The organism is Pseudomonas rhizozeae (genome assembly GCF_031583775.1).
GTDB lineage: Bacteria > Pseudomonadota > Gammaproteobacteria > Pseudomonadales > Pseudomonadaceae > Aquipseudomonas.
The window spans coordinates 473,057-498,655 of record NZ_JAVLSB010000021.1; the positions used below are offsets into that span (position 1 = coordinate 473,057).

23 protein-coding genes and 1 pseudogene are annotated in these 25,599 nt (G+C 61.2%); 10 read left to right on the plus strand and 14 right to left on the minus strand.

The window, feature by feature from the left end; genetic code table 11:
• Window positions 1–58 precede the first annotated feature (58 nt).
• From pstB to RG836_RS06530, 6 genes are all read right to left on the minus strand, one after another.
• On the minus strand, window positions 59–892 hold the full coding sequence (gene pstB, locus RG836_RS06505; RefSeq protein ID WP_310844190.1) for a phosphate ABC transporter ATP-binding protein PstB: 834 nt from the start codon (window positions 890–892) through the stop codon (window positions 59–61).
• Between the two features lie 125 nt (window positions 893–1,017).
• A complete protein-coding gene (gene pstA / locus RG836_RS06510) occupies window positions 1,018–2,688 on the minus strand; it encodes a phosphate ABC transporter permease PstA (protein WP_310844192.1) in 1,671 nt (556 codons plus the stop codon).
• A gap of 15 nt (window positions 2,689–2,703) precedes the next feature.
• Window positions 2,704–4,989 (minus strand): ABC transporter permease subunit, encoded by a 2,286-nt coding sequence (locus RG836_RS06515; protein WP_310844194.1) that lies wholly within the window; start codon window positions 4,987–4,989, stop codon window positions 2,704–2,706.
• Between the two features lie 149 nt (window positions 4,990–5,138).
• A complete protein-coding gene (locus RG836_RS06520) occupies window positions 5,139–6,137 on the minus strand; it encodes a phosphate ABC transporter substrate-binding protein PstS (protein WP_310844196.1) in 999 nt (332 codons plus the stop codon).
• A gap of 164 nt (window positions 6,138–6,301) precedes the next feature.
• Complete coding sequence (locus RG836_RS06525; protein ID WP_310844198.1) at window positions 6,302–7,591, minus strand: MFS transporter; 1,290 nt, start codon at window positions 7,589–7,591, stop codon at window positions 6,302–6,304.
• 126 nt (window positions 7,592–7,717) lie between these two features.
• The gene (locus RG836_RS06530) at window positions 7,718–9,007 is read right to left on the minus strand and encodes an MFS transporter (protein ID WP_310844200.1); all 1,290 of its coding nucleotides are present in this window, start codon (window positions 9,005–9,007) and stop codon (window positions 7,718–7,720) included.
• A gap of 438 nt (window positions 9,008–9,445) precedes the next feature.
• On the opposite strand from RG836_RS06530, the gene RG836_RS06535 reads away from it, so the two are divergent.
• Window positions 9,446–9,850 carry an acyl-CoA thioesterase gene (locus RG836_RS06535; protein ID WP_003176975.1) on the plus strand — a complete coding sequence of 135 codons (405 nt, stop codon included), beginning with the start codon at window positions 9,446–9,448 and terminating at the stop codon, window positions 9,848–9,850.
• A 57-nt stretch (window positions 9,851–9,907) separates the two neighbouring features.
• Window positions 9,908–10,807: a D-hexose-6-phosphate mutarotase gene (locus RG836_RS06540; protein WP_310844201.1), complete on the plus strand. Its 900-nt coding sequence runs from the start codon at window positions 9,908–9,910 to the stop codon at window positions 10,805–10,807.
• 54 nt (window positions 10,808–10,861) lie between these two features.
• Here RG836_RS06540 and RG836_RS06545 read toward each other — a convergent pair whose 3' ends face one another.
• The 5 genes from RG836_RS06545 to RG836_RS06565 form a co-directional block, all read right to left on the minus strand.
• Window positions 10,862–11,398 carry a DUF3299 domain-containing protein gene (locus RG836_RS06545; RefSeq protein ID WP_310844203.1) on the minus strand — a complete coding sequence of 179 codons (537 nt, stop codon included), beginning with the start codon at window positions 11,396–11,398 and terminating at the stop codon, window positions 10,862–10,864.
• Between the two features lie 88 nt (window positions 11,399–11,486).
• On the minus strand, window positions 11,487–11,732 hold the full coding sequence (locus RG836_RS06550) for a GlsB/YeaQ/YmgE family stress response membrane protein (RefSeq protein WP_310844204.1): 246 nt from the start codon (window positions 11,730–11,732) through the stop codon (window positions 11,487–11,489).
• 105 nt (window positions 11,733–11,837) lie between these two features.
• Window positions 11,838–12,920: a 5-(carboxyamino)imidazole ribonucleotide synthase gene (locus tag RG836_RS06555; protein WP_310844206.1), complete on the minus strand. Its 1,083-nt coding sequence runs from the start codon at window positions 12,918–12,920 to the stop codon at window positions 11,838–11,840.
• 11 nt (window positions 12,921–12,931) lie between these two features.
• Window positions 12,932–13,423, minus strand: coding sequence for a 5-(carboxyamino)imidazole ribonucleotide mutase (purE, locus tag RG836_RS06560; protein ID WP_019694319.1), 492 nt, complete (start codon window positions 13,421–13,423; stop codon window positions 12,932–12,934).
• Window positions 13,424–13,757: 334 nt separating this feature from the next.
• Entirely contained in the window at window positions 13,758–14,672 is a 915-nt protein-coding gene (locus tag RG836_RS06565; protein ID WP_310844207.1) for a LysR substrate-binding domain-containing protein, read from the minus strand.
• Window positions 14,673–14,853: 181 nt separating this feature from the next.
• On the opposite strand from RG836_RS06565, the gene RG836_RS06570 reads away from it, so the two are divergent.
• Together RG836_RS06570 and RG836_RS06575 are read left to right on the plus strand one after the other, a co-directional pair.
• Window positions 14,854–16,278 (plus strand): aspartate ammonia-lyase, encoded by a 1,425-nt coding sequence (locus tag RG836_RS06570; RefSeq protein ID WP_310844209.1) that lies wholly within the window; start codon window positions 14,854–14,856, stop codon window positions 16,276–16,278.
• 196 nt (window positions 16,279–16,474) lie between these two features.
• The gene (locus RG836_RS06575) at window positions 16,475–17,479 is read left to right on the plus strand and encodes an asparaginase (RefSeq protein ID WP_310844211.1); all 1,005 of its coding nucleotides are present in this window, start codon (window positions 16,475–16,477) and stop codon (window positions 17,477–17,479) included.
• A gap of 65 nt (window positions 17,480–17,544) precedes the next feature.
• Here the strand turns inward: RG836_RS06575 and RG836_RS06580 are convergent, their stop codons facing one another.
• On the minus strand, window positions 17,545–17,988 hold the full coding sequence (locus RG836_RS06580) for a hypothetical protein (protein ID WP_310844213.1): 444 nt from the start codon (window positions 17,986–17,988) through the stop codon (window positions 17,545–17,547).
• 358 nt (window positions 17,989–18,346) lie between these two features.
• Here RG836_RS06580 and RG836_RS06585 point away from each other — a divergent pair, with 358 nt between their 5' ends.
• From RG836_RS06585 to RG836_RS06595, 3 genes are all read left to right on the plus strand, one after another.
• Entirely contained in the window at window positions 18,347–19,339 is a 993-nt protein-coding gene (locus RG836_RS06585; protein ID WP_310844215.1) for an AraC family transcriptional regulator, read from the plus strand.
• 196 nt (window positions 19,340–19,535) lie between these two features.
• On the plus strand, window positions 19,536–20,567 hold the full coding sequence (locus tag RG836_RS06590; protein WP_310844217.1) for a histone deacetylase family protein: 1,032 nt from the start codon (window positions 19,536–19,538) through the stop codon (window positions 20,565–20,567).
• A 12-nt stretch (window positions 20,568–20,579) separates the two neighbouring features.
• Complete coding sequence (locus tag RG836_RS06595; protein WP_310844219.1) at window positions 20,580–21,680, plus strand: polyamine ABC transporter substrate-binding protein; 1,101 nt, start codon at window positions 20,580–20,582, stop codon at window positions 21,678–21,680.
• A 54-nt stretch (window positions 21,681–21,734) separates the two neighbouring features.
• Here RG836_RS06595 and pdxR read toward each other — a convergent pair whose 3' ends face one another.
• Entirely contained in the window at window positions 21,735–23,282 is a 1,548-nt protein-coding gene (gene pdxR / locus RG836_RS06600; RefSeq protein WP_310844222.1) for a MocR-like pyridoxine biosynthesis transcription factor PdxR, read from the minus strand.
• 90 nt (window positions 23,283–23,372) lie between these two features.
• Between pdxR and RG836_RS06605 the strand changes: the two genes are divergently transcribed.
• Genes RG836_RS06605 through RG836_RS06615 form a run of 3 tightly spaced genes read left to right on the plus strand, consistent with a single transcriptional unit; the run spans window position 23,373 to window position 25,140 of the window.
• The gene (locus RG836_RS06605) at window positions 23,373–24,008 is read left to right on the plus strand and encodes an FMN-binding negative transcriptional regulator (protein ID WP_310844224.1); all 636 of its coding nucleotides are present in this window, start codon (window positions 23,373–23,375) and stop codon (window positions 24,006–24,008) included.
• Complete coding sequence (locus tag RG836_RS06610) at window positions 24,005–24,451, plus strand: GNAT family N-acetyltransferase (RefSeq protein WP_310844225.1); 447 nt, start codon at window positions 24,005–24,007, stop codon at window positions 24,449–24,451. The genes RG836_RS06605 and RG836_RS06610 overlap by 4 nt, the downstream gene beginning before the upstream one ends.
• Window positions 24,452–24,468: 17 nt before the next feature.
• Window positions 24,469–25,140: a GNAT family N-acetyltransferase gene (locus RG836_RS06615; protein WP_310844226.1), complete on the plus strand. Its 672-nt coding sequence runs from the start codon at window positions 24,469–24,471 to the stop codon at window positions 25,138–25,140.
• Here RG836_RS06615 and RG836_RS06620 read toward each other — a convergent pair.
• A pseudogene (locus RG836_RS06620) lies at window positions 25,141–25,398 on the minus strand (helix-turn-helix domain-containing protein); the annotation flags it as partial. It abuts the gene before it with no gap.
• Window positions 25,399–25,599: the final 201 nt, after the last annotated feature.

Here is a 25,599-nt window from a genome sequence, read left to right on the forward strand (position 1 = left end):
GAGCGTCCGGTAAGGTGCGGTGAACCGCAGCGTCAGTTCAGTCAGCAGCAATAGCTTCCTAGCCGTAGCGCCCGGTGATGTAGTCTTCGGTCTGCTTCTTCGCCGGATTGGTAAACAGCGTATCGGTGTCGCCGAATTCCACCAGTTTGCCCATGTACATGAACGCCGTGTAGTCGGAAACCCGCGCGGCCTGTTGCATGTTGTGGGTCACGATGACGATGGTGAACTTGGATTTCAGTTCGTAAATCAGCTCTTCGACTTTCAGTGTGGAGATTGGGTCGAGTGCCGAGCAAGGTTCGTCGAGCAGCAGGACTTCTGGCTCCACAGCGATGGTACGGGCGATCACCAGACGTTGCTGCTGGCCACCGGACAAGCCCAGTGCCGATTCATGCAAACGGTCCTTGACCTCGTCCCACAGCGCCGCGCCCTTCAACGCCCACTCAACGGCTTCGTCGAGAACGCGCTTTTTGTTGATGCCCTGGATGCGCAGGCCGTACACCACGTTTTCGTAGATGGTTTTCGGGAACGGGTTGGGCTTCTGGAACACCATGCCGACGCGACGACGCAGCTCGGCGACGTCCTCGCCTTTGCGGTAGATGTTGTTGCCGTACAGGTTGATCGCGCCTTCGACACGGCAGCCGTCAACCAGGTCGTTCATGCGGTTGAAGGTGCGCAACAGCGTGGACTTGCCGCAGCCGGACGGACCGATGAACGCGGTCACGCGCTGCTTTGGAATGTTCATGCTGACGTCGAACAGCGCTTGTTTGTCGCCGTAGAACAGGCTCAGGCCCGGCACTTCAATGGCCACGGTTTCCTGATCGAGGTTCAGGCTCTGCTTGTCGCGGCCCAAGGCGGACATGTTGATGCCGTGGGTAGGTGTTTCGTGCTGCATGGGAGGCTCCCTGTGCTAACAAATTCGGTTCTATGAACCACTGGCATGGCCAATGGCTTACTCAAAATCTGTGGCTGACGCCGATCCCTGTGGGAGCTGGCAAGCCAGCTCCCACAAGACTCTCCTTAGCTATCCAGCGCCTTGTACTTCTCGCGCAGATGGTTGCGGATGTACACCGCCGACAGGTTCAACGTCGCGATCACCAGCACCAGCAGCAGCGCCGTGGCGTACACCAGCGGTCGCGCGGCTTCGACGTTCGGGCTCTGGAAGCCGACGTCATAAATGTGGAAGCCCAGGTGCATGATCTTCTGGTCCAGGTGCAAGTACGGGTAGTTGCCGTCCAGCGGCAGCGACGGCGCCAGTTTGACCACACCCACCAACATCAGCGGCGCCACTTCACCGGCGGCGCGGGCCACGGCGAGGATCATGCCGGTCATCATCGCCGGGCTGGCCATCGGCAGCACGATCTTCCACAGCGTCTCTGCTTTGGTCGCGCCCAGTGCCAGCGAGCCTTCGCGCACGGTGCGGGGAATCCGCGCCAAGCCTTCTTCAGTGGCCACGATCACCACCGGCACCGCCAGCAGCGCCAGGGTCAGCGAGGCCCAGAGCAGGCCAGGCGTTCCGAAGGTCGGTGCCGGCAGTGCTTCGGGGAAGAACAGCCGATCCACCGAACCGCCCAGCACATACACAAAGAAGCCCAGGCCGAACACGCCGTACACGATCGCCGGAACGCCCGCGAGGTTGTTCACGGCGATGCGGATGATCCGGGTCAAGGCGTTCTGCTTGGCGTATTCACGCAGGTAGACCGCCGCCAGGACGCCGAACGGGGTAACGATCATCGCCATGATCAGCGTCATCATCACGGTGCCGAAAATGGCCGGGAAGATCCCGCCTTCGGTGTTCGCTTCACGGGGGTCGTCGCTGAGGAATTCCCAGACCTTGCTGAGGTAGAAACCAATCTTGGTGAAGGTGCCCATGGCGTTCGGCTGGAAGGCGTGTACCACCTTGCCGATGTCGATCACCACTTCTTTGCCGTTGGCATCGCGGGCGGTCAGGCTGTCGCGGTTGAACTGCGCGTGCAGGTCCGCCAGGCGCGCCTCGATATCCTTGTAGCGGGCGTTCAACTCGGCGCGCTCGGACTCCATGTCCGCTTGCGCGGCGGCGTCGAGCTTGCCGTCGAGTTCCAGTCTGCGGCTTTGCAGGCGGATGCGCTCAAGGCCGGAGTTGATCGCGCCGATGTCGACCTTCTCCAGGGTCTTGAGCTGCGCCGCGAGGCCGTTCACCCGATCGACCCGCGCCTGCAATTCCGGCCAGGCCGCTTCGCCCTCGGCGATCACCTTGCCGTCCTGCTTTACGTTGACCAGGTAGCCGTAGAAATTGCCCCACTCGCGACGTTCGATGGTCATCAGTTCACGGGGCGTAGTCTGGTTAGTCAGCCACTCGCCGACGATCCAGGTGAAGTCGTTGCCGTTCAAGTCGCGGTTGCCGACCTTGATCAGCTCGCGGGTCATGAATTCCGGGCCTTCGTCCGGCACCGGCAGGCCGGCGCTTTTCAGACGGGCACGGGGTACTTCTTCTTTCTGCACCACCTCGCCGATCACCAGGTGGTTGGCCTGGCCCGGTACGTCGTAGCTGGCGTGCACCAGGTCGGCCGGCCAGAAGTGGCCCAGACCGCGCACGGCAATCACCGCCAGCAGGCCAATGGTCATGATGACCGCGATGGACACCGCGCCACCGCTGATCCAGACGCCCGGGGCGCCGCTCTTGAACCATCCATTCAGGGAGTTCTGTTTCACAGACTTCTACCTTTCTTAAAGCGACGAGTATTTCTTGCGCAGACGCTGACGAATCAGCTCCGCGAGGGTGTTCATGACGAAGGTGAACAACAGCAGCACCAGCGCCGACAGGAACAGCACGCGGTAGTGGCTGCCACCGACTTCCGACTCGGGCATTTCCACCGCGACGTTGGCCGCCAGGGTGCGCAGGCCTTCGAACAGGTTCATCTCCATCACCGGGGTGTTGCCGGTGGCCATCAGCACGATCATGGTTTCCCCCACGGCACGGCCCATGCCGATCATCAGCGCCGAGAAAATCCCCGGGCTCGCGGTAAGGATCACCACGCGGGTCATGGTCTGCCACGGCGTGGCGCCCAGGGCCAACGAGCCCAGAGTCAGGCCGCGTGGCACGCTGAACACGGCGTCTTCGGCGATCGAGTAGATGTTCGGGATTACCGCGAAGCCCATGGCCAGGCCGACCACCAGCGCGTTGCGTTGGTCGTAGGTGATGCCCAGGTCGTGGGAGATCCACATGCGCATGTCGCCGCCGAAGAACCAGGTTTCCAGGTACGGGCTCATGTACAGCGAGAGCCAGCCGACGAACAGGATCACCGGAATCAGGATCGCGCTTTCCCAGCCGTCCGGCACTTTCAGGCGAATCGACTCAGGCAAGCGGCTGAAGGCGAAACCGGCGATCAGAATGCCGATCGGCAACAACATCAGCAGGCTGAAGATGCCCGGCAAATGCCCTTCGACATACGGCGCGAGGAACAGACCGGCGAAGAAACCGAGGATCACCGTCGGCATCGCTTCCATCAGTTCGATCACAGGCTTGACCTTGCGGCGCATGCCCGGAGCCATGAAGTACGCGGTGTAGATCGCGGCGGCAACGGCCAGCGGCGCCGCCAGCAACATGGCGTAGAAAGCGGCTTTCAAGGTACCGAAGGTCAGCGGCGAGAGGCTCAGCTTCGGTTCGAAGTCGGTGTTGGCGGCGGTCGATTGCCAGACGTATTTAGGCTCGTCGTAGTTCTCGTACCAGACTTTGCTCCACAAGGCACTCCACGAGACTTCCGGGTGCGGGTTATCCAGCAACAGCGGTTGGATCTTTCCATCGTGCTCAACGATCACCCGGTTGGCCCGCGGCGACAGGCCGAAAATGCCCTGGCCTTCGACCACTTGATCCACCAGCAAGGTACGGTGCGCGGTGCTGTGGAACACGCCGAGCTGACCGGCGCGGTCCAGGGCAAGGAAGCCTTTACGACGTTCTTCAGCGGTGATTTCCACGATCGGCGTCTTGCCCATCTGGAAGGTGCGAATCTGCTTCAGGCGTTGCTCGCCATCCGGGTCGCGGGCCATGAACCACTGCGCCAGGCCACCCTTCGAATCGCCGAGGATCAGCGAGATACCACCGACCAATTGCGTGGCGGCGGTGATTTCAGTGGTGCCGTCTTCGAGCAACTTGTAGCGCCCGTTCATGCTCTTGTCGCGCAGGCTGAACACATCGGCCTGGGCGCGCCCGTTGATCACGTACAGCCATTGCTGGCGCGGGTCGACGAAGATGTGTTTCACCGGCTCAGTCATCTGCGGCAGGTCGATGCGCTTCTGCTCGCTGGTGACTTCGCCGGTCATCATGTTTTCTTCGCTGGTCAGCGAGATCACATTCAGCTGCGAACCGGTGGAGCCCACCAGCATCAGCGTGGAGTCGGTGGCATTGAGGCTGACATGTTCCAGCGCACCGCCCGCTTCGTTCAGGGCAATCGGTGCTTCGCCGTACGGGTATTCAACGGCGGGCGAGATGGTTTTCTTGCCGTCCGGGTAGCTGACTTTATAGGTGTGACGGAACACCAGCGCCTGGCCATTGGACAGACCCACCGCAACCAGCGGATGGCCTGGCTGGTCTTCGGCGATCGAGGTGACCGTGGTACCGGCGGGGATCGGCAGGTCGACGCGGCGCAATTCGGCTCCGCTGTCGATGTTAAAGAACAGCGCCTGGCCCTTGTCGGAAACCCGCATGGCGACCTGGTTCTGTTCTTCCAGGGAAATCATCAGCGGCTTGCCGGCGTCCTGCATCCACGCCGGAGTGATCGCGTCTTCGCTGGTCAGGCTTGCGCCCTGGAACAACGGGGCGACGACATAGGCAAGAAAGAAGAAGATCAGGGTGATGGCGGCGAGCACGGCGAGGCCGCCAACAAGGACGTACCAACGGGTCAGGCGGTCTTTCAGCGCGCGGATTCGGCGCTTGCGTTGCAGCTCAGGCGTATTGAAATCAATGCGCTTGGGAGGAGAAGTCGTAGTCATGGGGGAATTGGCCAGATCATTCATGCGCACACCCTAGCGATCCTGTATGACAGAAAGATGACAGTGCAGTGACGCAACAAATCCGCCAACGGCGTGAACCGGCAGCGGATTGAAAATTAGTCGTGCGGGGCAAGCCCCACACGGGAATCCGGGGTCGCCCCCGGACTCAGGTCTTACTGCTTGGCGACCGAGCTGCCTTCTTGCAGACCCAGGTCAGCCAGTGCTTTTGCAGCAACCTTGGCTGGCAGCGGGATATAGCCGTCCTTCACTACAACTTCCTGGCCCTGTTTGGACAGCACCAGTTTCACGAACTCAGCCTCCAGCGGGGCCAGAGGCTTGTTCGGGGCTTTGTTGACGTAGACGTAGAGGAAACGCGACAGCGGGTATTTGCCGTTCAGGGCGTTTTCTTCGGTGTCTTCAATGAACTCAGTGCCGCCCTTCTTGGCCAGTGCCACGGTTTTCACGCTGGCGGTCTTGTAACCGATGCCCGAGTAACCGATGCCGTTCAGCGAGGAGCTGATCGACTGCACCACCGACGCCGAGCCCGGTTGCTCGTTGACGTTGGCTTTGTAGTCGCCTTTGCACAGGGCTTCTTCTTTAAAGTAGCCGTAGGTGCCGGATACCGAGTTACGACCAAACAGTTGCACTGGCTTGTTGGCCAGGTCACCGGTTACGCCCAGGTCACCCCAGGTTTTCACATCGGCTTTGGCGCCGCACAGACGGGTCGACGAGAACACGGCGTCGACTTGTTCCATGGTCAGGTGCTGAATCGGGTTGTCTTTGTGCACGAACACGGCCAGAGCATCCACGGCGACCGGGATAGCGGTTGGCTTGTAACCGTATTTCTGTTCGAAGGCCGCCAGTTCGGTGTCCTTCATCTTGCGGCTCATCGGGCCCAGGTTCGAGGTGCCTTCAGTCAGCGCCGGTGGCGCGGTGGCGGAGCCAGCGGCCTGAATCTGGATGTTGACGTTCGGGTATTCCTTTTTGTAGTTCTCGGCCCACAAGGTCATGAGGTTGGCCAGGGTATCGGAACCGACGCTGGACAAGTTGCCCGACACACCAGTGGTCTTGGTGTAGCTCGGGATAGCAGGGTCAACAGCGGCGAGCGCGTTGGCAGTCGCAACGCCAGCAGCGACAAAAGTCATAGCCGCCATCAAACGCTTCAGTTTCATGCCTTACTCCTAGCAGATAGGGTGTGTTAAGTCGGGGCCAAGTATCGGCAGGCCGTGTGAACACTCTATGGCTGAAATATGACAATTGGATGAAAGGCCATCATCCGCTTAGATGGCTGGCCTTTCGAGAGCGCAGGGGTAATCAAACTCACTGGGCACAGGAATCAGCGCCCCTGCCTCCAAAGCCACGCCCCGATCAGCATGCCCATGCCGCACAGTGCGGCGACGTAGTACGCCGGGCCCATCGGGCTTTCCTTGAGCAGCAGGCTGACGACCATCGGGGTCAGGCCGCCGAAGATCGCGTAGGCCATGTTGTAGGAGAACGACAGGCCGCTGAAACGCACCACCGGCGGGAAGGCTTTGACCATCACGTAGGGCACGGCGCCGATGCTGCCCACCAGCAAACCGGTTAGGCCGTACAGCGGGAAGAGCCAGTCCGGGTGTTCGGCAAGGCTGTGGTAGAAGGTCCAGGAACTGGCCAGCAGCGCGCCGCAACCGAACACGAACACCCGGCCCGCGCCGAAGCGGTCGGCCAGGACGCCGGAGATCACGCAACCGATACTCAGGAACACGATGGCCACGCTGTTGGATTGCAGCGCGGTGGTTGGCGAGAAGTGGTAAACGGTCTGCAACACGGTCGGGGTCATGAGGATCAGCACCACGATCCCGGCGGATAGCAACCAGGTCAGCAGCATCGACAGCACGATCGCGCCACGGTGGTCGCGCAGTACCGCGCGCAACGGCACTTCTTCAGCCAGGGCCTTGCGCAGTTGCAGCTCGGCGAATACCGGGGTTTCGTGCAGCAAGCGCCGCAGGTAGACCGAGAACAACCCGAACACGCCGCCCAGCAGGAACGGAATCCGCCAAGCGTAATCGGCCACTTCCACAGGCGTATAAATGCTGTTGATAGCCGTGGCCACCAAAGAGCCCAGCAGGATGCCGGCAGTAAGGCCGCTGGTCAGGGTGCCGCAGGCGTAGCCGATGTGCCGCGCCGGTACGTGTTCTGCGACGAACACCCAGGCACCTGGCACTTCACCGCCAATCGCCGCGCCCTGGATCACACGCATCAGCAGCAACAGGATCGGCGCCCACAGGCCGATCTGCTCGTACGTCGGCAACAGACCCATGATCAGGGTCGGCACGGCCATCATAAAGATGCTGAGGGTGAACATTTTCTTGCGGCCCAGCAGGTCGCCGAAGTGCGCCATGACAATGCCGCCCAGCGGCCGTGCCAAGTAACCGGCGGCGAAGATGCCAAACGTTTGCATCAAGCGCAGCCATTCCGGCATGTCGGCGGGGAAAAACAGCTTCCCCACGACCGTGGCGAAGAACACGAAAATGATGAAATCGTAAAACTCCAGCGCCCCGCCCAAGGCGGACAGCGACAGGGTTTTGTAGTCGTTGCGGGTCAGCGGGCGCGAGGTAGGCGCACTGCTTGCGGGCACGGAGGACATGGCAAGGCTTCTCTTATTGTCAGATCGACGGGCGCTTGACCCTGGCAAGCGCCAGCGTCGGTCGGGCACGATAGCAAATCGCCCGGAAAAGCACACACCGCGCCCGTCGATTTTGCCGACCAGTCGCTATCGACCGCGCTTCCACAAGTACGCCCCGACCAGCATGCCGACCACACACACCAGCGCGACGTAATACGCCGGGCCCATCGGGCTCTCCTTCAGGAGCAGCGACACAAACACCGGGCTCAGGCCGCCGAGCACGGCGTAGGCCAGGTTGTAGGAGAACGACAATCCGCTGAAACGCACCGGTGCCGGGAAGGCCTTGACCATCACGAATGGCGCCGCGCCCACCGTACCCACAAACAGCCCGGTCAGGGCGTACAACGGGAACAGCCATTCGGGATGACTGGCCAGGCTGGTGTAGAGCGTCCAGCACGACAGCATCATGCCCGCGCAGCCGAACACCAGCACGCGACCGGCGCCGATGCGATCACACAACAGGCCGGAGGTCACCACACCCAGGCTCATCACGACAATTGCCAGGCTGTTGGCCTGCAACGCGACCTTGGGCGCGAAGTGGTAAACCCCCTGCAGCAGGGCCGGGGTCATCAGGATCACCACCACGACCCCGGCCGACAGCAACCAGGTCAGCAGCATCGACAGCACGATGCCTTCGCGATGATCACGCAACACCGAACGCAGCGGCACTTCCTTGGCCAGCGCCTTGCGTTGCTGCAGCTGGGCGAATACCGGCGTCTCATGCAACCAGCGCCGCAGGTACACCGACAGCAGGCCAAACACACCGCCGAGCAGGAACGGGATGCGCCAGGCGTAATCAGCCACTTGCTCCGGGGTGTACAGACCGTTGATGGCAGTGGCGATCAACGAACCGAGCAAAATCCCCAGGTTCAGCCCTACGGTCAGCACGCCCACCGCATAACCGATGCGTTTGGTCGGCACATGCTCGGCGACGAACACCCAGGAGCCCGGCACTTCACCGCCAATGGCCGCGCCCTGGATCATCCGCATCAGCAGCAACAGCAGCGGCGCCCATAGGCCGATCTGCGCGTAGGTCGGCAGCAAGCCGATCGCCAGCGTCGGCACTGCCATCAGGAAAATGCTCAGGGTGAACATTTTTTTGCGGCCCAACAGATCGCCGAAGTGCGCCATCACGATCCCGCCCAACGGCCGGATCAGGTAACCGGCGGCGAAGATGCCGAAGGTCTGGATCAGGCGCATCCATTCGGGCATGTCCGGCGGGAAAAACAGCTTGCCCACCACCGCCGCGAAAAACACGAAGATGATGAAATCGTAAAATTCCAGCGCGCTGCCGAGGGCGGCCAGCGACAGGGTTTTGTAGTCGTTGCGAGTCAGTGGACGGGCCGGTGTGGCAGTGCTTGCAGGCACAGAGGACATGAAAGGGCTTCTCTTGAGGGGCACTTGAAAATGACGGTACTGACCCGGTTAACACTTCAAACGGCGGATTATTCCCACACGGCACAGATTCAACGCCATTAGTTCAACGGCGACTGAATAGTTTCCGCTGAAAACCTCGTTACAGCGCCGATTGCAGTCGAAATGAGAACCTGATGGTCGTCTCGGAGTCTACCGACCGATATACTCGCTGCCCTGCAACATTTGTAAAGGGTTGCTGTGCGAAAACGCCGCTGGACGCCGGGCAAGGTAATTGCTTAAGAAGGTGATGGCTTGAACAGCCGGTTTCGCAGAGTTTCCCTTTAGGCGCCTCAAGAAAAACGTGACGAACGTGATAGGTTCGGGGCTGAATCGTTTTTCATGGAGACGGCTATCCACCTGAAAGACAACGAAGAGTCACGGGTCAGAGGCACCCCCGGCATGATAGAGCTCGAACAAGAAGATCCAATCCCGCAAGGCGATCTGGCCTTGCAAATCACCGCGCTACCCCGCGAAACCAACGGCTTCGGCGATATTTTCGGCGGCTGGCTGGTGGCGCAGATGGATTTGGCCGGCACCGCGATGGCCAGCAAAGTCGCGGGCGGCCGCGTGGCCACCGTCGCCATTGATCGCATGGCGTTCCTGGTGCCGGTGGCCGTGGGCGCGCAATTGTCCTTTTATACGCAAGCGCTGGAAATCGGCCGTAGCTCGATCCAGATGATGGTCGAAGTGTGGAGCGACGACCCATTGTCGAGCGAATGGCGCAAAGTCACTGAAGCTGTGTTCGTGTTTGTGGCCATCGACGGCAGTGGCCGCACCCGATCGGTGCCGTCGCGGGCGCGTTAAACCCGACGGCCGATTGATGGTCCATAGCAGTCATTGTTCCTGAACGAGATCCGCCGCATGCCTACGCCCAATGTTGAAGCCGTGAAACTGGATGACCTGAACTGCTGGCGCATTCGCCACGGTCAGGCTGAATTGCTGGTGGCCCAGCAAGGCGCACACATCCTCAGTTATCAACTGGCCGGGCAGCCGCCGCTGATCTGGCTCAATGACGAAGCCGTGTTTGAGACCGGCAAAAGCATCCGTGCCGGCGTGCCGGTGTGCTGGCCGTGGTTTGGCAACTTCGCGCGCAACCCGCAGAGTGTGCAAGCGATGCGCGTCAGCAACGAACCGGCGCCGGCCCACGGTCTGGTCCGGGCGCTGGATTGGGAGCTGGGTGGCATCGAAGCCGAGGGGGACAGCCTGAAGGTCGAATTCCTCCTGCCCTACCCCGACGGCGGTTTGCCGGGCTGGCCGCACAAGGTCGACCTGAAACTGACGATTCGCCTCAATGCCCAATTGCACATCAGCCTCAGCAGCCACAACGTCGGCGATGAAGAGGTTACCCTCAGCCAGGCACTGCACAGCTATTTCGCAGTCAGCGACGTTCGCAACGTCAGCGTTGAAGGGGTCGATGGCCTGAGCTACATCGACACCGCCGACGACTGGAAGACCGTCACGCAGACCGGCGATTTGCGCTTCACCGGCGAGACCGACCGCATCTACCTCAATGCACCGGCCCAACTGAGCATCGTCGACCCGGACTGGCAACGCCGCATCGTGTTGACCAGCACGGGCTCGCGCAGCGCCGTGATCTGGAACCCCTGGATCGACCGCGCCGCCGCCTTCACCGACATGGCAGATGACGGCTGGCAACGCATGTTGTGCATCGAGACGGCAAACGTGATGGACGATGTGGTGGTGCTGAAACCGGGGGCCAGCCACACGCTGAGTGTCAGTATCGGCAGCACGCCGCTCTAACCGACACCGGAAATCATTGTGGGAGCGAGCCTGCTCGCTCCCGCATCTGCGCCACTACAGATCCGACTCCTTCACCACCCGCACCTTCGCCGCCTCCAGCGCATAGGCCGCATCGGCCAGGTCGTTGCTGACCTTTTCCACTTTCAGCGTGCCGGTCACCCATAACGGCGTGTAGATATCGTCCAGCTTCAGGCCTTTTGGATAACGCACCAGCACCAGTTGATTGGGCGGCGGTGGCGGTACGTGGATGCAGGCCCCCGGATACGGCACCAGGAAGAACAATGTACTGCGGCCCTTGGCATCGGTTTCCAGCGGCACCGGGTAACCGCCGATGCGGATGTGCTTGTCGTTCATCGCCGGCACGGTTTTGGTCGAATACATTACCGCGGGCAAGCCCTTGCTCTGTTTCATGCCACCTTTTTCGGTAAAGGTGCCACTGGCTTCGGGCGAGTTGTGATCAATGTCGGGCATGGCTTCGAGGGCTTTCTGGTCCGACTTGGGCATCAGTTCCAGCCAGTCGGTTTCCGGCAGTTCACCGGCATGGGCCAAACCACTGCCCAGTAAAACAAGAGTCAACAGAAGACGGCGCATGAAGGGGCTCGGCTAAGAAAGGGACGGTGCAACGCCGAGCATTCTAGCCCTCCGCGCGCGCGAGGCGCAGAGGGCTTTGTCGCGTGAATCAGTTCTTTTTGATCAGGCCGTACAGCACCAGCAACACCACCGCGCCGACCAGCGCGCCGAGGAAGCCTGCACCTTCGCCCGCCTGGTAAATACCCAGGGCCTGGCCGCCGTAAGTGGCCGCCAGCGAACCGCCGATACCGAGCAGGATGGTCATGATCCAGCCCATGCTGTCATCGCCCGGTTTCAGGAAGCGTGCCAGCAGGCCGACGATCAAGCCGATAAAGATGGTTCCGATAATTCCCATGGCATTTCCCTCTGATTGATAGCGTTAAGCGAAGCCTAGTCAGACTTTGGCATCCTGCCATCAGAGAACGGTGGTCCCTGAAGGTTCCACCGCTGCCACATGAAGTTACTCGGCGATCAGTGCTTCGACCTTGATTATCTGCTGCTCAAGGGTGGCCATGTCGGCGCAACGCAGGTTGGCGTGACCGACCTTGCGGCCAGCCTTGAACGCCTTGCCGTAGTGATGCAAATGGCAATCGGCGATGGCCAGTACTTTGTCGCTGTCCGGCACGCTGCCGATGAAGTTAATCATCGCGCTCTCGCCCACTTTTGCGGTGGAGCCCAGCGGCAAACCGGCGACTGCGCGCAGGTGGTTTTCAAACTGGCTGCACTCGGCGCCTTCGGTGGTCCAGTGCCCGGAGTTGTGCACGCGCGGGGCGATCTCGTTGGCCTTGAGGCCACCGTCGACTTCGAAGAACTCGAACGCCATCACACCGACGTAATCCAGCTGCTTGAGCACGCGGCTCGAATAATCTTCGGCCAGGATTTGCAGCGGATGATCGGTGCTGGCCACGGACAGCTTGAGGATGCCACTGTCATGAGTGTTGTGCACCAGCGGGTAGAAGCGGGTTTCGCCATCGCGGGCGCGCACGGCAATCAGCGAGACTTCACCGGTGAACGGCACGAAGCCCTCCAGCAGGCAGGCGACGCTGCCCAGTTCAGCGAAGGTGCCGACCACGTCTTCGGGTTTACGCAGCACTTTCTGGCCCTTGCCGTCGTAACCCAGGGTGCGGGTTTTCAGCACCGCCGGCAGGCCGATCGAGGCCACGGCGGCGTCCAGGTCGGCTTGCGACTGGATATCGGCGAAGGCCGGAGTCGGAATGCCCAGGTCTTTGAACATGCTCTTTTCGAACCAGCGGTCGCGGGCGATGCGCAGGGCGTCGGCGCCCGGGTACACCGGCACGAATTGCGAAAGGAAGGCCACGGTTTCCGCCGGCACACTTTCGAACTCGAAGGTCACCAGGTCCACTTCATCGGCCAGTTGGCGCAAGTGAGCCTGGTCGCCGTAATCGGCCCGCAGGTGTTCGCCCAAAGCGGCCGCGCAAGCGTCCGGCGCCGGGTCGAGAAAAGCGAAGTTCATGCCCAGCGGAGTACCCGCCAGCGCCAACATGCGGCCCAACTGGCCGCCACCGATTACACCGATTTTCATCGTCAACAACCTCAGGCGATGCGTGGGTCTGGATTGTCCAGCACGCTGTCTGTCTGCTCAGCACGGAAGGTTTTCAGCACCGCGTGGAACTGCGGGTGCTTGGCGCCGAGGATACTCGCCGACAGCAGCGCGGCGTTGATCGCGCCGGCCTTGCCGATGGCCAGGGTCGCCACCGGAATACCGGCGGGCATTTGCACGATCGACAGCAGCGAATCGACGCCCGACAGCATCGACGACTGCACCGGTACACCCAGCACCGGCAGGTGGGTCTTGGCCGCACACATGCCTGGCAAATGCGCCGCGCCGCCGGCACCGGCGATGATCACCTCGATGCCACGGGCCTCGGCCTCTTCGGCGTACTGGAACAGCAGGTCCGGGGTGCGGTGGGCAGAGACCACTTTCACCTCGTAAGGGATGCCGAGCTTTTCCAGCATATCGGCGGTGTGGCTAAGGGTGGACCAATCGGACTTGGAGCCCATGATCACGCCAACCAGTGCGCTCATCGTCGTGCCTCTTCTCTCTGGGCGCCCGGGGGCGCATCAAAAAACAACAAGCCACGCAAATGCGTGGCTTGTTGTACAAATTATGGCCAGTCAAGCCGGCCGAAGGCCGCGCAGTATACCTCAATGAAGCCTATAAACAGCCCCCCGTGCGACCATCTGTCTTATGGCGCAACGCGGCGGTTTTATTGACCTTGAGGTCAGCGCGCAAACACCCCGACCCTTGTGAGAAACCCTTGTGGGAGCGAGCCTGCTCGCGAAAGCGGTCTGGCATTCAAAATCAGCATTGGCAGGCCCGGCCCCTTCGCGAGCAGGCTCGCTCCCACCGAATTTCTCCTCAGTTTTGCGCGCCTTGCGCCGCCCCACCTTCGAGCTTGCGCCACAACAACCGCACATTGGCCTTGCGCACCAGCGCGCAGCGATACAGTCGAATTTCCAGCGGCACGTGCCATTGTGGGCCGCCGCACACCACCAGTTCACCGCGCGCCAGTTCGGCGCGCACGCTCAACTGAGGGACCCAGGCGATGCCCAGGCCTTCCAGGGCCATGCTTTTCAGGCTGTCGGCCATGGCAGTCTCGTAGACCGTGGTGAAGCGCAGTGCGCGCTGGCGCAGCAAGCCGTTCACCGAACGCCCGAGGAATGCCCCGGCGCTGTAGGCCAGCAGCGGCACACTCGCCTCGCCTTCCAGATCGAACAGCGGTTGGCCGTCCGGGCCGGCGGTGCACACCGGCAGCATTTCGGTGTGGCCCAGGTGCAGCGAGGGGAAAATCTCCGGGTCCATTTGCATCGCCGAGTCCGGGTCATAGAACGCCAGCATCAAATCGCAGCCGCCTTCACGCAACGCATGCACGGCGTCGCCGACGTTGGTCGCCACCAGGCGCGTGGCGATGTTCAGCCCTTCGTTGCGCAGCTGCGCGATCCAGCGCGGAAAGAAGCCCAGCGCCAGCGAGTGCGCGGCCGCCACTTGCATGACCTCGCCCTGCCCGCCTTCCAGATGATGCAAATGGCGCAGCACCTCGCCCAGTTGCTCGACCACGGTGCGCGCGGTCACCAGAAACAACTGCCCCGCTGCCGTCAATTCCACCGGCGTGCGCGAGCGATTGACCAAGGTCAGGCCCAGCGCCGCTTCAAGGCTGCGAATCCGCCGACTGAATGCCGGCTGCGTCACGAAGCGTCGCTCCGCCGCTTGCGAGAAGCTGCGGGTGGCGGCCAGGGCACTGAAGTCCTCAAGCCATTTACTTTCCAGATTCATCCCGTCCTCCCGGACCACGCACCAAAACAGGTCGCACGTTTGTCATCTTATCGACGTCACATCGACATTATGCCGAATATGCATAGCCTAGCGCTTAACAGCATTGGCTCCAAATTCTCCAGAAGCCTAGCATTTGCAGTGTTCCGGCACCGACCGGGTTCCTATCGAGATGATTTCTATCATGTCCTCCGCTGCATCATTCCGCACAGAAAAAGACCTGCTTGGCGTACTCGACGTCCCTGCTCAAGCGTATTACGGCATCCAGACCCTGCGAGCGGTGACGAACTTCCGTCTCTCCGGCGTTCCGATCTCGCATTACCCGAAACTGGTGGTCGGTCTGGCAATGGTCAAACAGGCCGCCGCTGACGCCAACCGCGAGCTGGGTCACCTGAGTGATGCCAAGCACGCCGCTATCAGTGAGGCCTGTGCCCGCCTGATCCGCGGTGATTTCCACGAAGAGTTCGTGGTGGACATGATTCAGGGCGGCGCTGGCACTTCAACCAATATGAATGCCAACGAAGTCATCGCCAACATCGCGCTGGAGGCCATGGGTCACCAGAAAGGCGAATACCAATACCTGCACCCGAACAATGACGTGAACATGGCGCAGTCGACCAACGACGCCTACCCGACCGCGATCCGCCTGGGTCTGCTGCTGGGTCACGATGCGCTGCTGGCCAGCCTCGACAGCCTGATCCAGGCGTTCGCCGCCAAAGGTGAAGAATTCAGCCACGTGCTGAAAATGGGCCGCACCCAACTGCAGGATGCCGTGCCAATGACCCTCGGCCAGGAATTCCGCGCCTTCGCCACCACGCTCGGCGAAGACCTCGCGCGCCTGAAAACCCTGGCGCCGGAGCTGCTGACCGAAGTGAACCTGGGCGGCACCGCGATCGGTACCGGCATCAACGCCGACCCGCGCTATCAAGCGCTGGCGGTAGAGCGCTTGGCGCTGATCAGCGGCCAACCGCTGGTGCCAGCCGCCGACTTGATCGAAGCCACTTCCGACATGGGCGCGTTCGTGCTGTTCTCCGGCATGCTCAAGCGCACCGCGGTCAAGCTGTCGAAGATCTGCAACGACTTGCGGCTGCTGTCCAGCGGCCCACGCACCGGCATCAACGAAATCAACCTGCCGGCGCGCCAGCCGGGCAGTTCGATCATGCCGGGCAAGGTCAACCCGGTGATTCCGGAAGCGGTCAACCAAGTGGCGTTCCAGATCATCGGCAACGACCTGGCCCTGACCATCGCGGCCGAAGGCGGGCAACTGCAACTGAACGTGATGGAGCCGTTGATCGCCTTCAAGATCTTCGACTCGATCCGCCTGTTGCAACGCGCCATGGACATGCTGCGCGAGCACTGCATCGTCGGCATCACCGCCAACGAAGAACGCTGCCGTGAACTGGTCGAGCACTCGATCGGCCTGGTCACCGCGCTGAACCCGTACATCGGCTACGAAAACGCCACCCGCATCGCCCGCGTCGCCCTTGAAAGCGGCCGCGGCGTGCTGGAGCTGGTGCGCGAAGAAGGCTTGCTCGACGACGCCATGCTCGCCGACATCCTGCGCCCGGAAAACATGATCGCTCCGCGTCTGGTCCCGCTCAAAGCCTGACCGCACGCTGTTTGTAACACCGCTCACCAGGTCGAGGGACTAGACACCTCTCACCTTTTGAGGGCTTGGGGTTCACGCCTCAGGCCCTTTTTTTTGCCCGTTTGCCCTATGTCAGCCCCGTAGGCCCGCTCCCGCGGAAAAGCGGTTCACTGATTCGGTTAAAGTACGCACAGCCCTTGTTCTGCGGAGAAGCACCATGAATGCCACAACCTACCCCACCGCCCAGCACGTCATGGTGCTTTACACCGGCGGCACCATCGGCATGCAGGCCAGCGCCAATGGCCTGGCCCCGGCCTCGGGTTTCGAAGCGCGGATGCGCGACTACCTGCACAGCCAACCGCAACTGGTAATTCCGCAATGGCGCTTTCGCGAGATGAGTCCACTGATCGACAGCGCCAACATGAGCCCGACCTACTGGCAACAACTGCGCGAAGCGGTGGTCGATGCCGTCGATGTCCAAGGCTGCGACAGCGTTCTGATCCTGCACGGCACTGACACCCTGGCCTACAGCGCGGCGGCCATGAGCTTCCAACTGCTCGGCCTGCACGCACGGGTGTGCTTCACCGGCTCGATGTTGCCGGCCGGCGTCACTGACAGCGATGCCTGGGAAAACCTCAGCGGCGCCCTGGTCGCCCTCGGCCAAGGCCTGGCACCGGGTGTGCATTTGTACTTCCACGGTGAGCTGCTCGACCCGACCCGTTGCGCCAAGGTCCGCAGTTTCGGCCGGCATCCCTTCAAGCGGCTTGAACGCCAGGGTGGCGGCGTGAAAGCGGCTTCTCTGCCGGAAGCACTGACCTACAGCCAGCCCAGGCAACTGGCGAACGTCGCGGTATTGCCGCTGTTTCCCGGCATCGGTGCCGAGGTGCTCAATGGCCTGCTCGGCAGCGGCATTCAGGGCCTGGTGCTGGAATGCTACGGCAGCGGCACCGGCCCCAGCGACAACCCGGCGTTTCTCGCGGCGCTTGGGCAGGCGCGGGACAACGGCGTCGTTGTGGTTGCCGTGACGCAATGCCATGAGGGCGGCGTTGAACTGGATGTGTACGAGGCCGGTAGCCGCTTGCGCGGGGTGGGCGTGTTGTCCGGCGGCGGCATGACCCGCGAAGCGGCGTTCGGCAAATTGCATGCGCTGTTGGGTGCTGAGCTGAGTGGGGCTGAAGTGCGGCGTTTGGTTGAACTCGATCTCTGCGGTGAATTGATTTGAGTACTCGAAAGTGTCAGCTGGCAGACCTACTTACGTTTTAACGTAAGAAGGTCTGCACCACCGCCTTAGTCAATCGTCACGTCAAATTTGCCCCAAAACAATTTGGTCGTGTTTTGCGGCCTGGTATTTCCGACGTCCTCCAACACCCCTTGAAATCTCTTTTTTTGTTCATCCCAAGTAATAGTCATCCAACCTTGGTTTGGCCGCCATTCTTCAGTGGCGCTTTGGTACAGGAAATACGGCGACTCAGTGGAAAACTCCAATTTTTGAGGGCGCGTTGACGTTGGCTTCCCGACCGTTATGGCAATAAAGCGGTTTGTCGGACCTCCGTCACCTTCAAATAATGCGAATTCCACATTCAGTCGGCCCTGCCGATCTTCAGCCAGTCTCACATCATAACGAGAAGTATCTCCTTGCGACTCATAACGTACATCCAGATGCCCAGTCCCAGATCGCTTATAACTCTTTGACTTTTCTTCCGAGACTCTTTCTTCATATGACTTGCTCATGACAAACTCCTTGTATTCGCGCGCAGGCGCTTAGAACAGCGTGCAGGATTGAAAAACTTACACCTTGTCATCGCTCGGCTTATTACAGCGCAGCGATAATTGAAAGTTAGTACCCGGCCAGACACTAGTCAAACAATAAACTCGCCAACTTCAATGCTATTTGACAATTCGACCAGCGGTTATATTTGCTTAGGAAACCTGTAACTTCTTACAGTGTACAAACTCGAATATTTTAATTAATTTGGCTAGGCGAGAGCTCACAATAATGATTGGACAATATTTATCTCACTTGCTGACCGATAAACCACCGGCATAAAACTTGCTCTTATTTCTCCAGGCCCACACGTGGATTCATCCCATGCTCCACTCCCACCTCACCACCCTCAACGCCGTTTCTCTGGTGCTCAGCACTTTCAAGGCCGAAGGCTTGTCGAGTGAGGCGTTGTTGGCCGGCAGTGGTATCAGTGCGGCGGATTTGAGTCGGGCGGATACGCGCATCACCACCGATCAGGAGATGCGGGTGTGCGCCAATGCGGTGGCGCTCAAGCGCGATATCGGTCTGGAACTGGGCCGGCGCATGCACGTATCGGCTTACGGCATGCTCGGTTATGCGCTGCTCACCAGTGCCACCTTCGGTGACGCCTTGCGCCTGGCGCTGCGCTATCCCGCGCTTTTGGGAACACTCTATGAGCTGAGCCTGCAGGACGATGGCCAGCGTATCTGGTTAAGTGCCAGCGACTACCGGGAAAATCCGGCGTTGGCGGTGTTCAACGCCGAGTTTTGCCTGGTGTCGCTGAAGGTCATTTGCGAAGACTTATTAGGGCACGCCTTGCCGTTGCTCGGCGCGCGGTTCGAACACCTCGCGCCGGATTACGACGCGACCTACGCCGAGCACTTCAAGTGCCCGCTGAATTTCGGCGCCGGCGACAATGCGTTCGCCTTCGACCGCCGCTGGCTCGAGCAACCCTTGCCGCTGGCCGACGTGATCACCCACCAGGCCATGGCCGAACGCTGTCGCAAGCAAAACACCGAGTTCACTGGCCGCCAAGCCTGGTTGGGACGCATCCGCCAGTTGCTCAAAGCGCAGTTGAATGCCGCACCGGGGCTGGACGGTCTGGCCGAGCAGATGAATTGCTCGACACGCACCCTGCGCCGGCACCTCAAAGACCTGGGGTGCAGCTATCAGGAATTGCTCGACGAACTGCGCTTCGATCAGGCCAAGCAGATGCTTTGCGAAGAACAATTGCCGATCTACCGCATCGCCGAAGCCTTGGGTTTCAGCGAGACCGCTAGCTTCCGCCATGCCTTTGTGCGCTGGAGCGGCGTGGCGCCGAGCCAGTTCCGGCCTTGATCAAGCAAGTTCCAGCCCTGACCTGTGGAGAGGGCGCTTGCTCCCTCGCCACACAAGCGCTTGTGCGCCATTAAGGGGCGAATTTCGGTCAGAGGTTTTGGCCATATCGATCCCCTTTTGGCCTTTCCTGCCGTTCTCTGAACGCGCCCGTGCCGCAAGACTGTGATCACCGACCCAGCCTGCGGAGAACAACAAAATGCTGACGATCTACTCGGACGATCATCACCTGCACCACGGCCGCTGCGAATTGATGGACGGGCAACTGATGCCCTGCTTTGAAATGCCGTCCCGCGCCGACCATGTGCTGCAACGGGTGCGTGACCGTGACCTCGGGCCGGTCGAGGCGCCGAAGGATTTCGGCCTGGAGCCGATCGCCCGCGTTCACGACCGCGACTACCTCGACTTCTTCAAAGGCGCCTGGGCGCGCTGGACCGAATTCAATACCGACGGCGACTTGCTGCCCTACACCTGGCCGGCCCGCACCCTGCGCCGGGTCAAACCCACCAGCCTGCACGGCCAACTCGGTTATTACAGTTTCGACGGCGGCGCGCCGATCACCGCCGGCACCTGGCAAGCGGCCTACAGCGCGGCGCAAGTGGCGCTCACTGCTCAAGCGGCGGTCCAGGCCGGCGCCCGCAGCGCATTCGCCCTGTGCCGACCACCCGGCCACCACGCCGCCAGCGACTTGATGGGCGGCTATTGCTACCTCAACAACGCCGCGATTGCCGCCCAGGCCTTTCTCGATCAGGGCCACAAGAAAGTCGCGATCCTCGACGTCGACTACCACCATGGCAATGGCACGCAGTCGATTTTCTACGAACGCAGCGACGTGCTGTTCACCTCGATCCATGGCCATCCGGAAGCCGAGTTTCCGTTCTTCCTCGGTTACGCCGATGAACTGGGCGAAGGCGCCGGCGAAGGTTTCAACTTCAACTACCCTTTGCCAGCCGGCTCGGCGTGGGGCACCTGGAGCGCGGCGCTGGAACAGGCCTGCAAAGATATCGACGCATACGGTGCCGACATCGTCGTCGTGTCCTTGGGCGTCGACACTTTCAAGGACGACCCCATCTCCCAGTTCAAGCTCGACAGCCCGGATTATCTGGCCATGGGCGCACGCATCGCCGCCCTCGGCGCACCGACGCTGTTCGTGATGGAAGGCGGTTACGCGGTAGAGGAAATCGGCATCAATGCCGTCAACGTTCTCGAAGGTTTTGAAAACGCCCACTGAGGAATCGCCACAATGAACAGACTCACGCGTTTTATTGCGCCCGCGCTGTGCGCCACGGTGCTTAGCGGCGGCGCCCATGCCGAAGAACGAACGTTGCGCGTTTATAACTGGTTCGACTACATCACCCCCAAGGCGCTGGATGACTTCAAGGCGCAGAACACCCAGACCAAACTGGTCTACGACATCTTCGACACGAACGAAGCGCTGGAGGCCAAGCTGCTGACCGGTAACTCCGGCTATGACGTGGTGGTGCCGTCCAACGTGTTCCTCGCCAAGCAGATCGAAGCCGGCGTGTTCCAGCCGCTGGACCGCAGCAAACTGCCGAACTGGAACCACCTCGACCCCAAGCTTATGAAGCTGATCGAGGCCAACGACCCCGGCAACAAATTCGCCGTGCCCTACATGTACGGCACCATCCTGATCGGCTTCAACCCGGACAAAATCAAGGCGGCATTGGGCGACAAGGCACCGGTGGACAGTTGGGACCTGATCTTTAAGGAAGAGAACATCAGCAAGCTCAAGCAGTGCGGCGTGGCGCTGCTCGACTCACCGTCGGAGATCCTGCCGCTGGCCCTGCAGCACTTGGGCCTGGACCCCAACAGCAAGAAGCCGGCGGACTACGAAAAGGCTGAAGCGCTGCTGATGAAAATCCGCCCGTATGTGACGTATTTCCACTCGTCCAAGTACATGGCCGACATCGCCAATGGCGACATCTGCGTCGCGGTCGGTTATTCCGGCAGCTTCTCCCAGGCTGCCAACCGCGCCAAGGAAGCCAAGAACGGCGTAGTGGTCGACATGCGCCTGCCGAAAGAAGGCGCGCCGATCTGGTTCGACATGCTCGCAATTCCGAAGGGCGCGAAGAACCCGCAAGACGCCTACACCTTCATCAACTACTTGCTGCAACCGCAAGTGATTGCGCCGGTCAGCGATTTCGTCGGCTACCCGAACCCGAATAAGGACGCCACCGACATGGTCGACCCGGCGATCCGCAACAACCCCAACCTGTACCCGACCGAAGCGGCCATGACGACGCTCTACACCTTGCAACCGCTGCCTCGTGATGCCGAACGGGCGCGCACCCGGGTCTGGAACAAGATCAAGTCCGGGACCTGATGCAAACGCCTCGGCTAACAGACCCGCCTCGCGCGGGTCTTTTTTTACTGCCCGTCAAACGCTCCAGGCTTTACGCAAGCGCGCCAGCGCCGAGGCGATCTCGGCTTCAGGCACGGCGGCGAAACCCAAGACCAACCCGGCGCGCTGGTCGACCGGCAGGGTGGAATCGGGCAGCCAATAACTGCTCAACGGGTTGATCTCCACACCCACCGATTCGGCCTTCGCCACCAGTTGTTGTTCGCGCGCCAGGCTATCGACCGCGACCGTCAGGTGCAAACCAGCGGCCACGCTGGGCAGGCTGCCGACACCCGGAATCTGCGCAGGCCAACCGGCCAGCAGCGCGTTACGCCGGCTCAGCGCGGCGCGGCGCATGCGGCGGATGTGCCGCTGGAAATGCCCGGCGGCCATGAATTCGGCCATCACCGCTTGGGTGCTGACTTCGGAGTGCCGCACATCCACCGCGCGGCGCCGGGCGAACGCCTGGGCCAAACCCGGTGGCAGCACCAGATAGCCCAGACGCAATGCCGGGAACGCGACCTTGCCGAACGTGCCGACGTACAACACGCGGCCCTGACGATCGAGCGCGGCCAAGGGCGCCAGCGGTGCGCCGCTGTAGCGGTACTCGCCGTCGTAGTCATCTTCGACAATCCAGCCTTGGGTGCGCTCGGCCCAGGCCAGCAACTCCAGGCGCCGCGCCAGACTCATGATCACGCCGGTGGGGTATTGATGCGACGGCGTGACGTAGGCCAAGCGGCAATCGTTCAGTTGCGCCAGTTGCGCACAGTCGATGCCCTCGCTATCCACCGCCACGCCGTGCAAGCGGCCACCGGCCACCGCGAAGGCATGGCCCGCGGCGCGGTAGCCAGGGTTTTCCACAGCCACCCCGTCGCCGGGCTCCACAAGCAACTGTGCACAAAGGCTAATCGCCTGCTGTGCGCCACTGGTGATCACAATTTGTTCAGCCGTGCACTGCATGCCCCGCGAACTGCGCAAGTACGCGGCGATCAAGCCACGCAATCGCTCATCGCCCTCCGGCGCGCCGTAGCACAGTTGCTGTAAACCCGGTTTGCGCCAGAAAGCCGCATTCAGCTTGGCCCAGACGTCGAACGGGAACAGGTCGAACGCCGGCACGCCCACGCGAAAAGCCCTCGGCGGCCCACTCGGAGGACGCGGTAATTGATGCCGTTCGATGCGATCGAATGGCTCATTGTGGATAACTTGACTGGACAAATGACCAGGTATTTCCAGCGATTTTGTGGATAACCCTGTGGGTAAGCCTGTTGAAAACCCTGTGGATAGTTTGGTGGATAATTTTTTGACGGCGTCCGTGGTTTTCGGCAATTGGGCGACGTAAGTACCGTCACCGACCCGTCCTTCGATAAAGCCTTCGGCGTACAACTGGTCGTAGGCACGCACCACGCTGTTGCGGGAAATCGCCAGCGCTGCCGCCAAGTCGCGACTGGCCGGCAAGCGGGTGCCACTGGCGAGTCGGCCGTCCAGCACTCGCAAGCGCAAGGCCTGGTACAGCTGACGACTCAAGCCCTGACGGCGATCCAGCTCGATCCCGGCAGGGTTGAACGACACGGACAAGGGCTCGCTCATGGCAATGGACCCATAAAATTGGCTAATAGTGGCTCTTACAACAGACCAATAGCCTGCCTACGATGGAGACATTCGCCAAGGACAAATTTCATGTACACGCCCAGCGCATTCGCCCTCGATGACTTGTCTTCACTGCAGCGACAGATGCTCGACACTCGCCTGGCCATCGTCGTGACCCACGGCGAACAAGGCTTGCAGGCGAGCCATTTGCCGCTGCTGCTCAACCCCGAAGAAGGGGCGCAGGGCACGCTGTATGGGCATTTCGCCCGGGCTAACCCGCAGTGGCGCGACCTTGAGGCCGGCGCGCCAGTGATGGTGATTTTTGCCGGTGACGAGGCCTACATCAGCCCGTCGTTTTACCCGAGCAAAGCCGAACACGGCAAAGCGGTGCCCACCTGGAACTACTTGGCGGTGCACGCCTACGGCCGCGCCGAGGTGTTCAACGATGCCGAGCGTTTGCATCGGCTGGTCAGCGACCTCACCGACCGGCATGAAGGGCGTCGCGCTGAGCCGTGGAAAGTCACGGATGCGCCCACCGATTACATCGACAGCATGCTGCGCGCCATCGTCGGCTTCGCCTTGCCGATCGAACGCCTCGAGGGCAAACGCAAACTCGGGCAAAACCGCAGCGCCGCCGACTTCGCCGGAATTCGCGCAGGGCTCGGCGCCAGCAGCGACCCGCGCGATCAGGCCCTCGCCCATCTAATGCCCAAGGAAAAACCATGAGCTCGTTCGACGTCCGTCCCGTCACCGCCGATGATCACGCCGCCTGGCTGCCGCTGTGGCAGGCCTACTTGCGCTTCTACAACACCGAGTTGTCGGATGCTGTCAGCCAGAGCACCTGGCAACGTTTGCTCGACCCGGCCGAACCGACCCACGCCGCCCTCGCCTGGAGCGACGGCAACGCGGTGGGCATGGTGCATTTCATCTACCATCGTTCGAACTGGAGCATCGAAAACGCCTGTTACCTGCAAGACCTGCTGGTAGTGCCTGAAACTCGCGGCACCGGTGCCGGGCGGCAGTTGATCGAGTACGTTTACCGCACCGCCAAGGCCGATGGCTGCTGCAAGGTCCACTGGTTGACTCACGAAACCAATGCCACCGCGATCCAGCTCTACGAGCGCATTGCCGAACGCCCCGGTTTCATCCAATTTCGCAAAGCCATTTAGGCCCTCAGGAGTACAGCATGTCGACCTCACTCGCCGACTGGAAAGGCGCCCCGGCGCCGTCCACGCAACTGATCGAAGGGCGCTTCATTCGCCTGGAAAAACTAGATCCGGCGCGCCACGCCGATCAGCTGTGGCAAGCCCTTGAAGGCCCCGGCGCCGACCCGAAACTCTGGGACTATTTGCCTTACGGCCCCTTCCCCGAGCGCGCCGCTTTCGACGCCTGGCTGCAGGGCCACGCGGCGAGCAGCGACCCGTATTTCTTCAGCGTCATCGACCGCGCCACGGGTCAGGTGCAAGGCATCCTCAGCCTGATGTCGATCGTCCCGGCCCAGGGCCGCATCGAAATCGGCCACGTCACCTTCGGCGCGCCGATGCAACGCTCACCGAAAAGCACCGAGGCCGTTTACCTGCTGGCCAAGGAAAGTTTCGAGTTGGGTTATCGGCGTCTGGAGTGGAAATGCAACAACGGCAACGCCCGCTCGAAATACGCCGCCGAGCGTTTGGGCTTCAGCTTCGAGGGCGTGTTCCGCCAGCACATGGTGGTCAAGGGGCAGAACCGCGACACGGCGTGGTACTCGATCATCGACTCGGAATGGCCGGCGATTGGCGCGGGTTTCGAGCATTGGTTGAGCGAGGAGAACCAGGCGAATGGCGGGCAAGTGAAAAGCTTGGCTGAATGCCGCGATTGATCGTGCTGCCGCCATCCTCATCCCAAACGGCCGAAACACCGCGTTCAGCGACTTCAATGTTTGGTTGCCTTCCCCATGCTCGATATGCACCAGCGTGCGCACCGAAATTTTGCACATCTTCGCGAATCGCGCCTGGTGCAGGCCGGTGACTTCGACTCGTAGGCGGCGTACGGCACCGTCAAGACCCAGACTTCCGTCGGCGATTCCCTGCTGAATGCTCTCAATAAGTCGAGCTCGAGCATCAATACTCAGCGTCATTTCAACTCCTTAATCGCTAGCCGTTTACCCGCGGCCTCAACTTCACCTCAAGACGCCAGAGCGGAATCTGCAATTTAGTGCAGATACGAACGGCAATTTCCTTCGCAACCTGCAATTAATTGCAGTTACCGCTGAAAATCGAGTTCCCTATCTGCAATTAAATGCAGTTCGAAAAGCCGCCGCTTTATCATCATTCTGTAA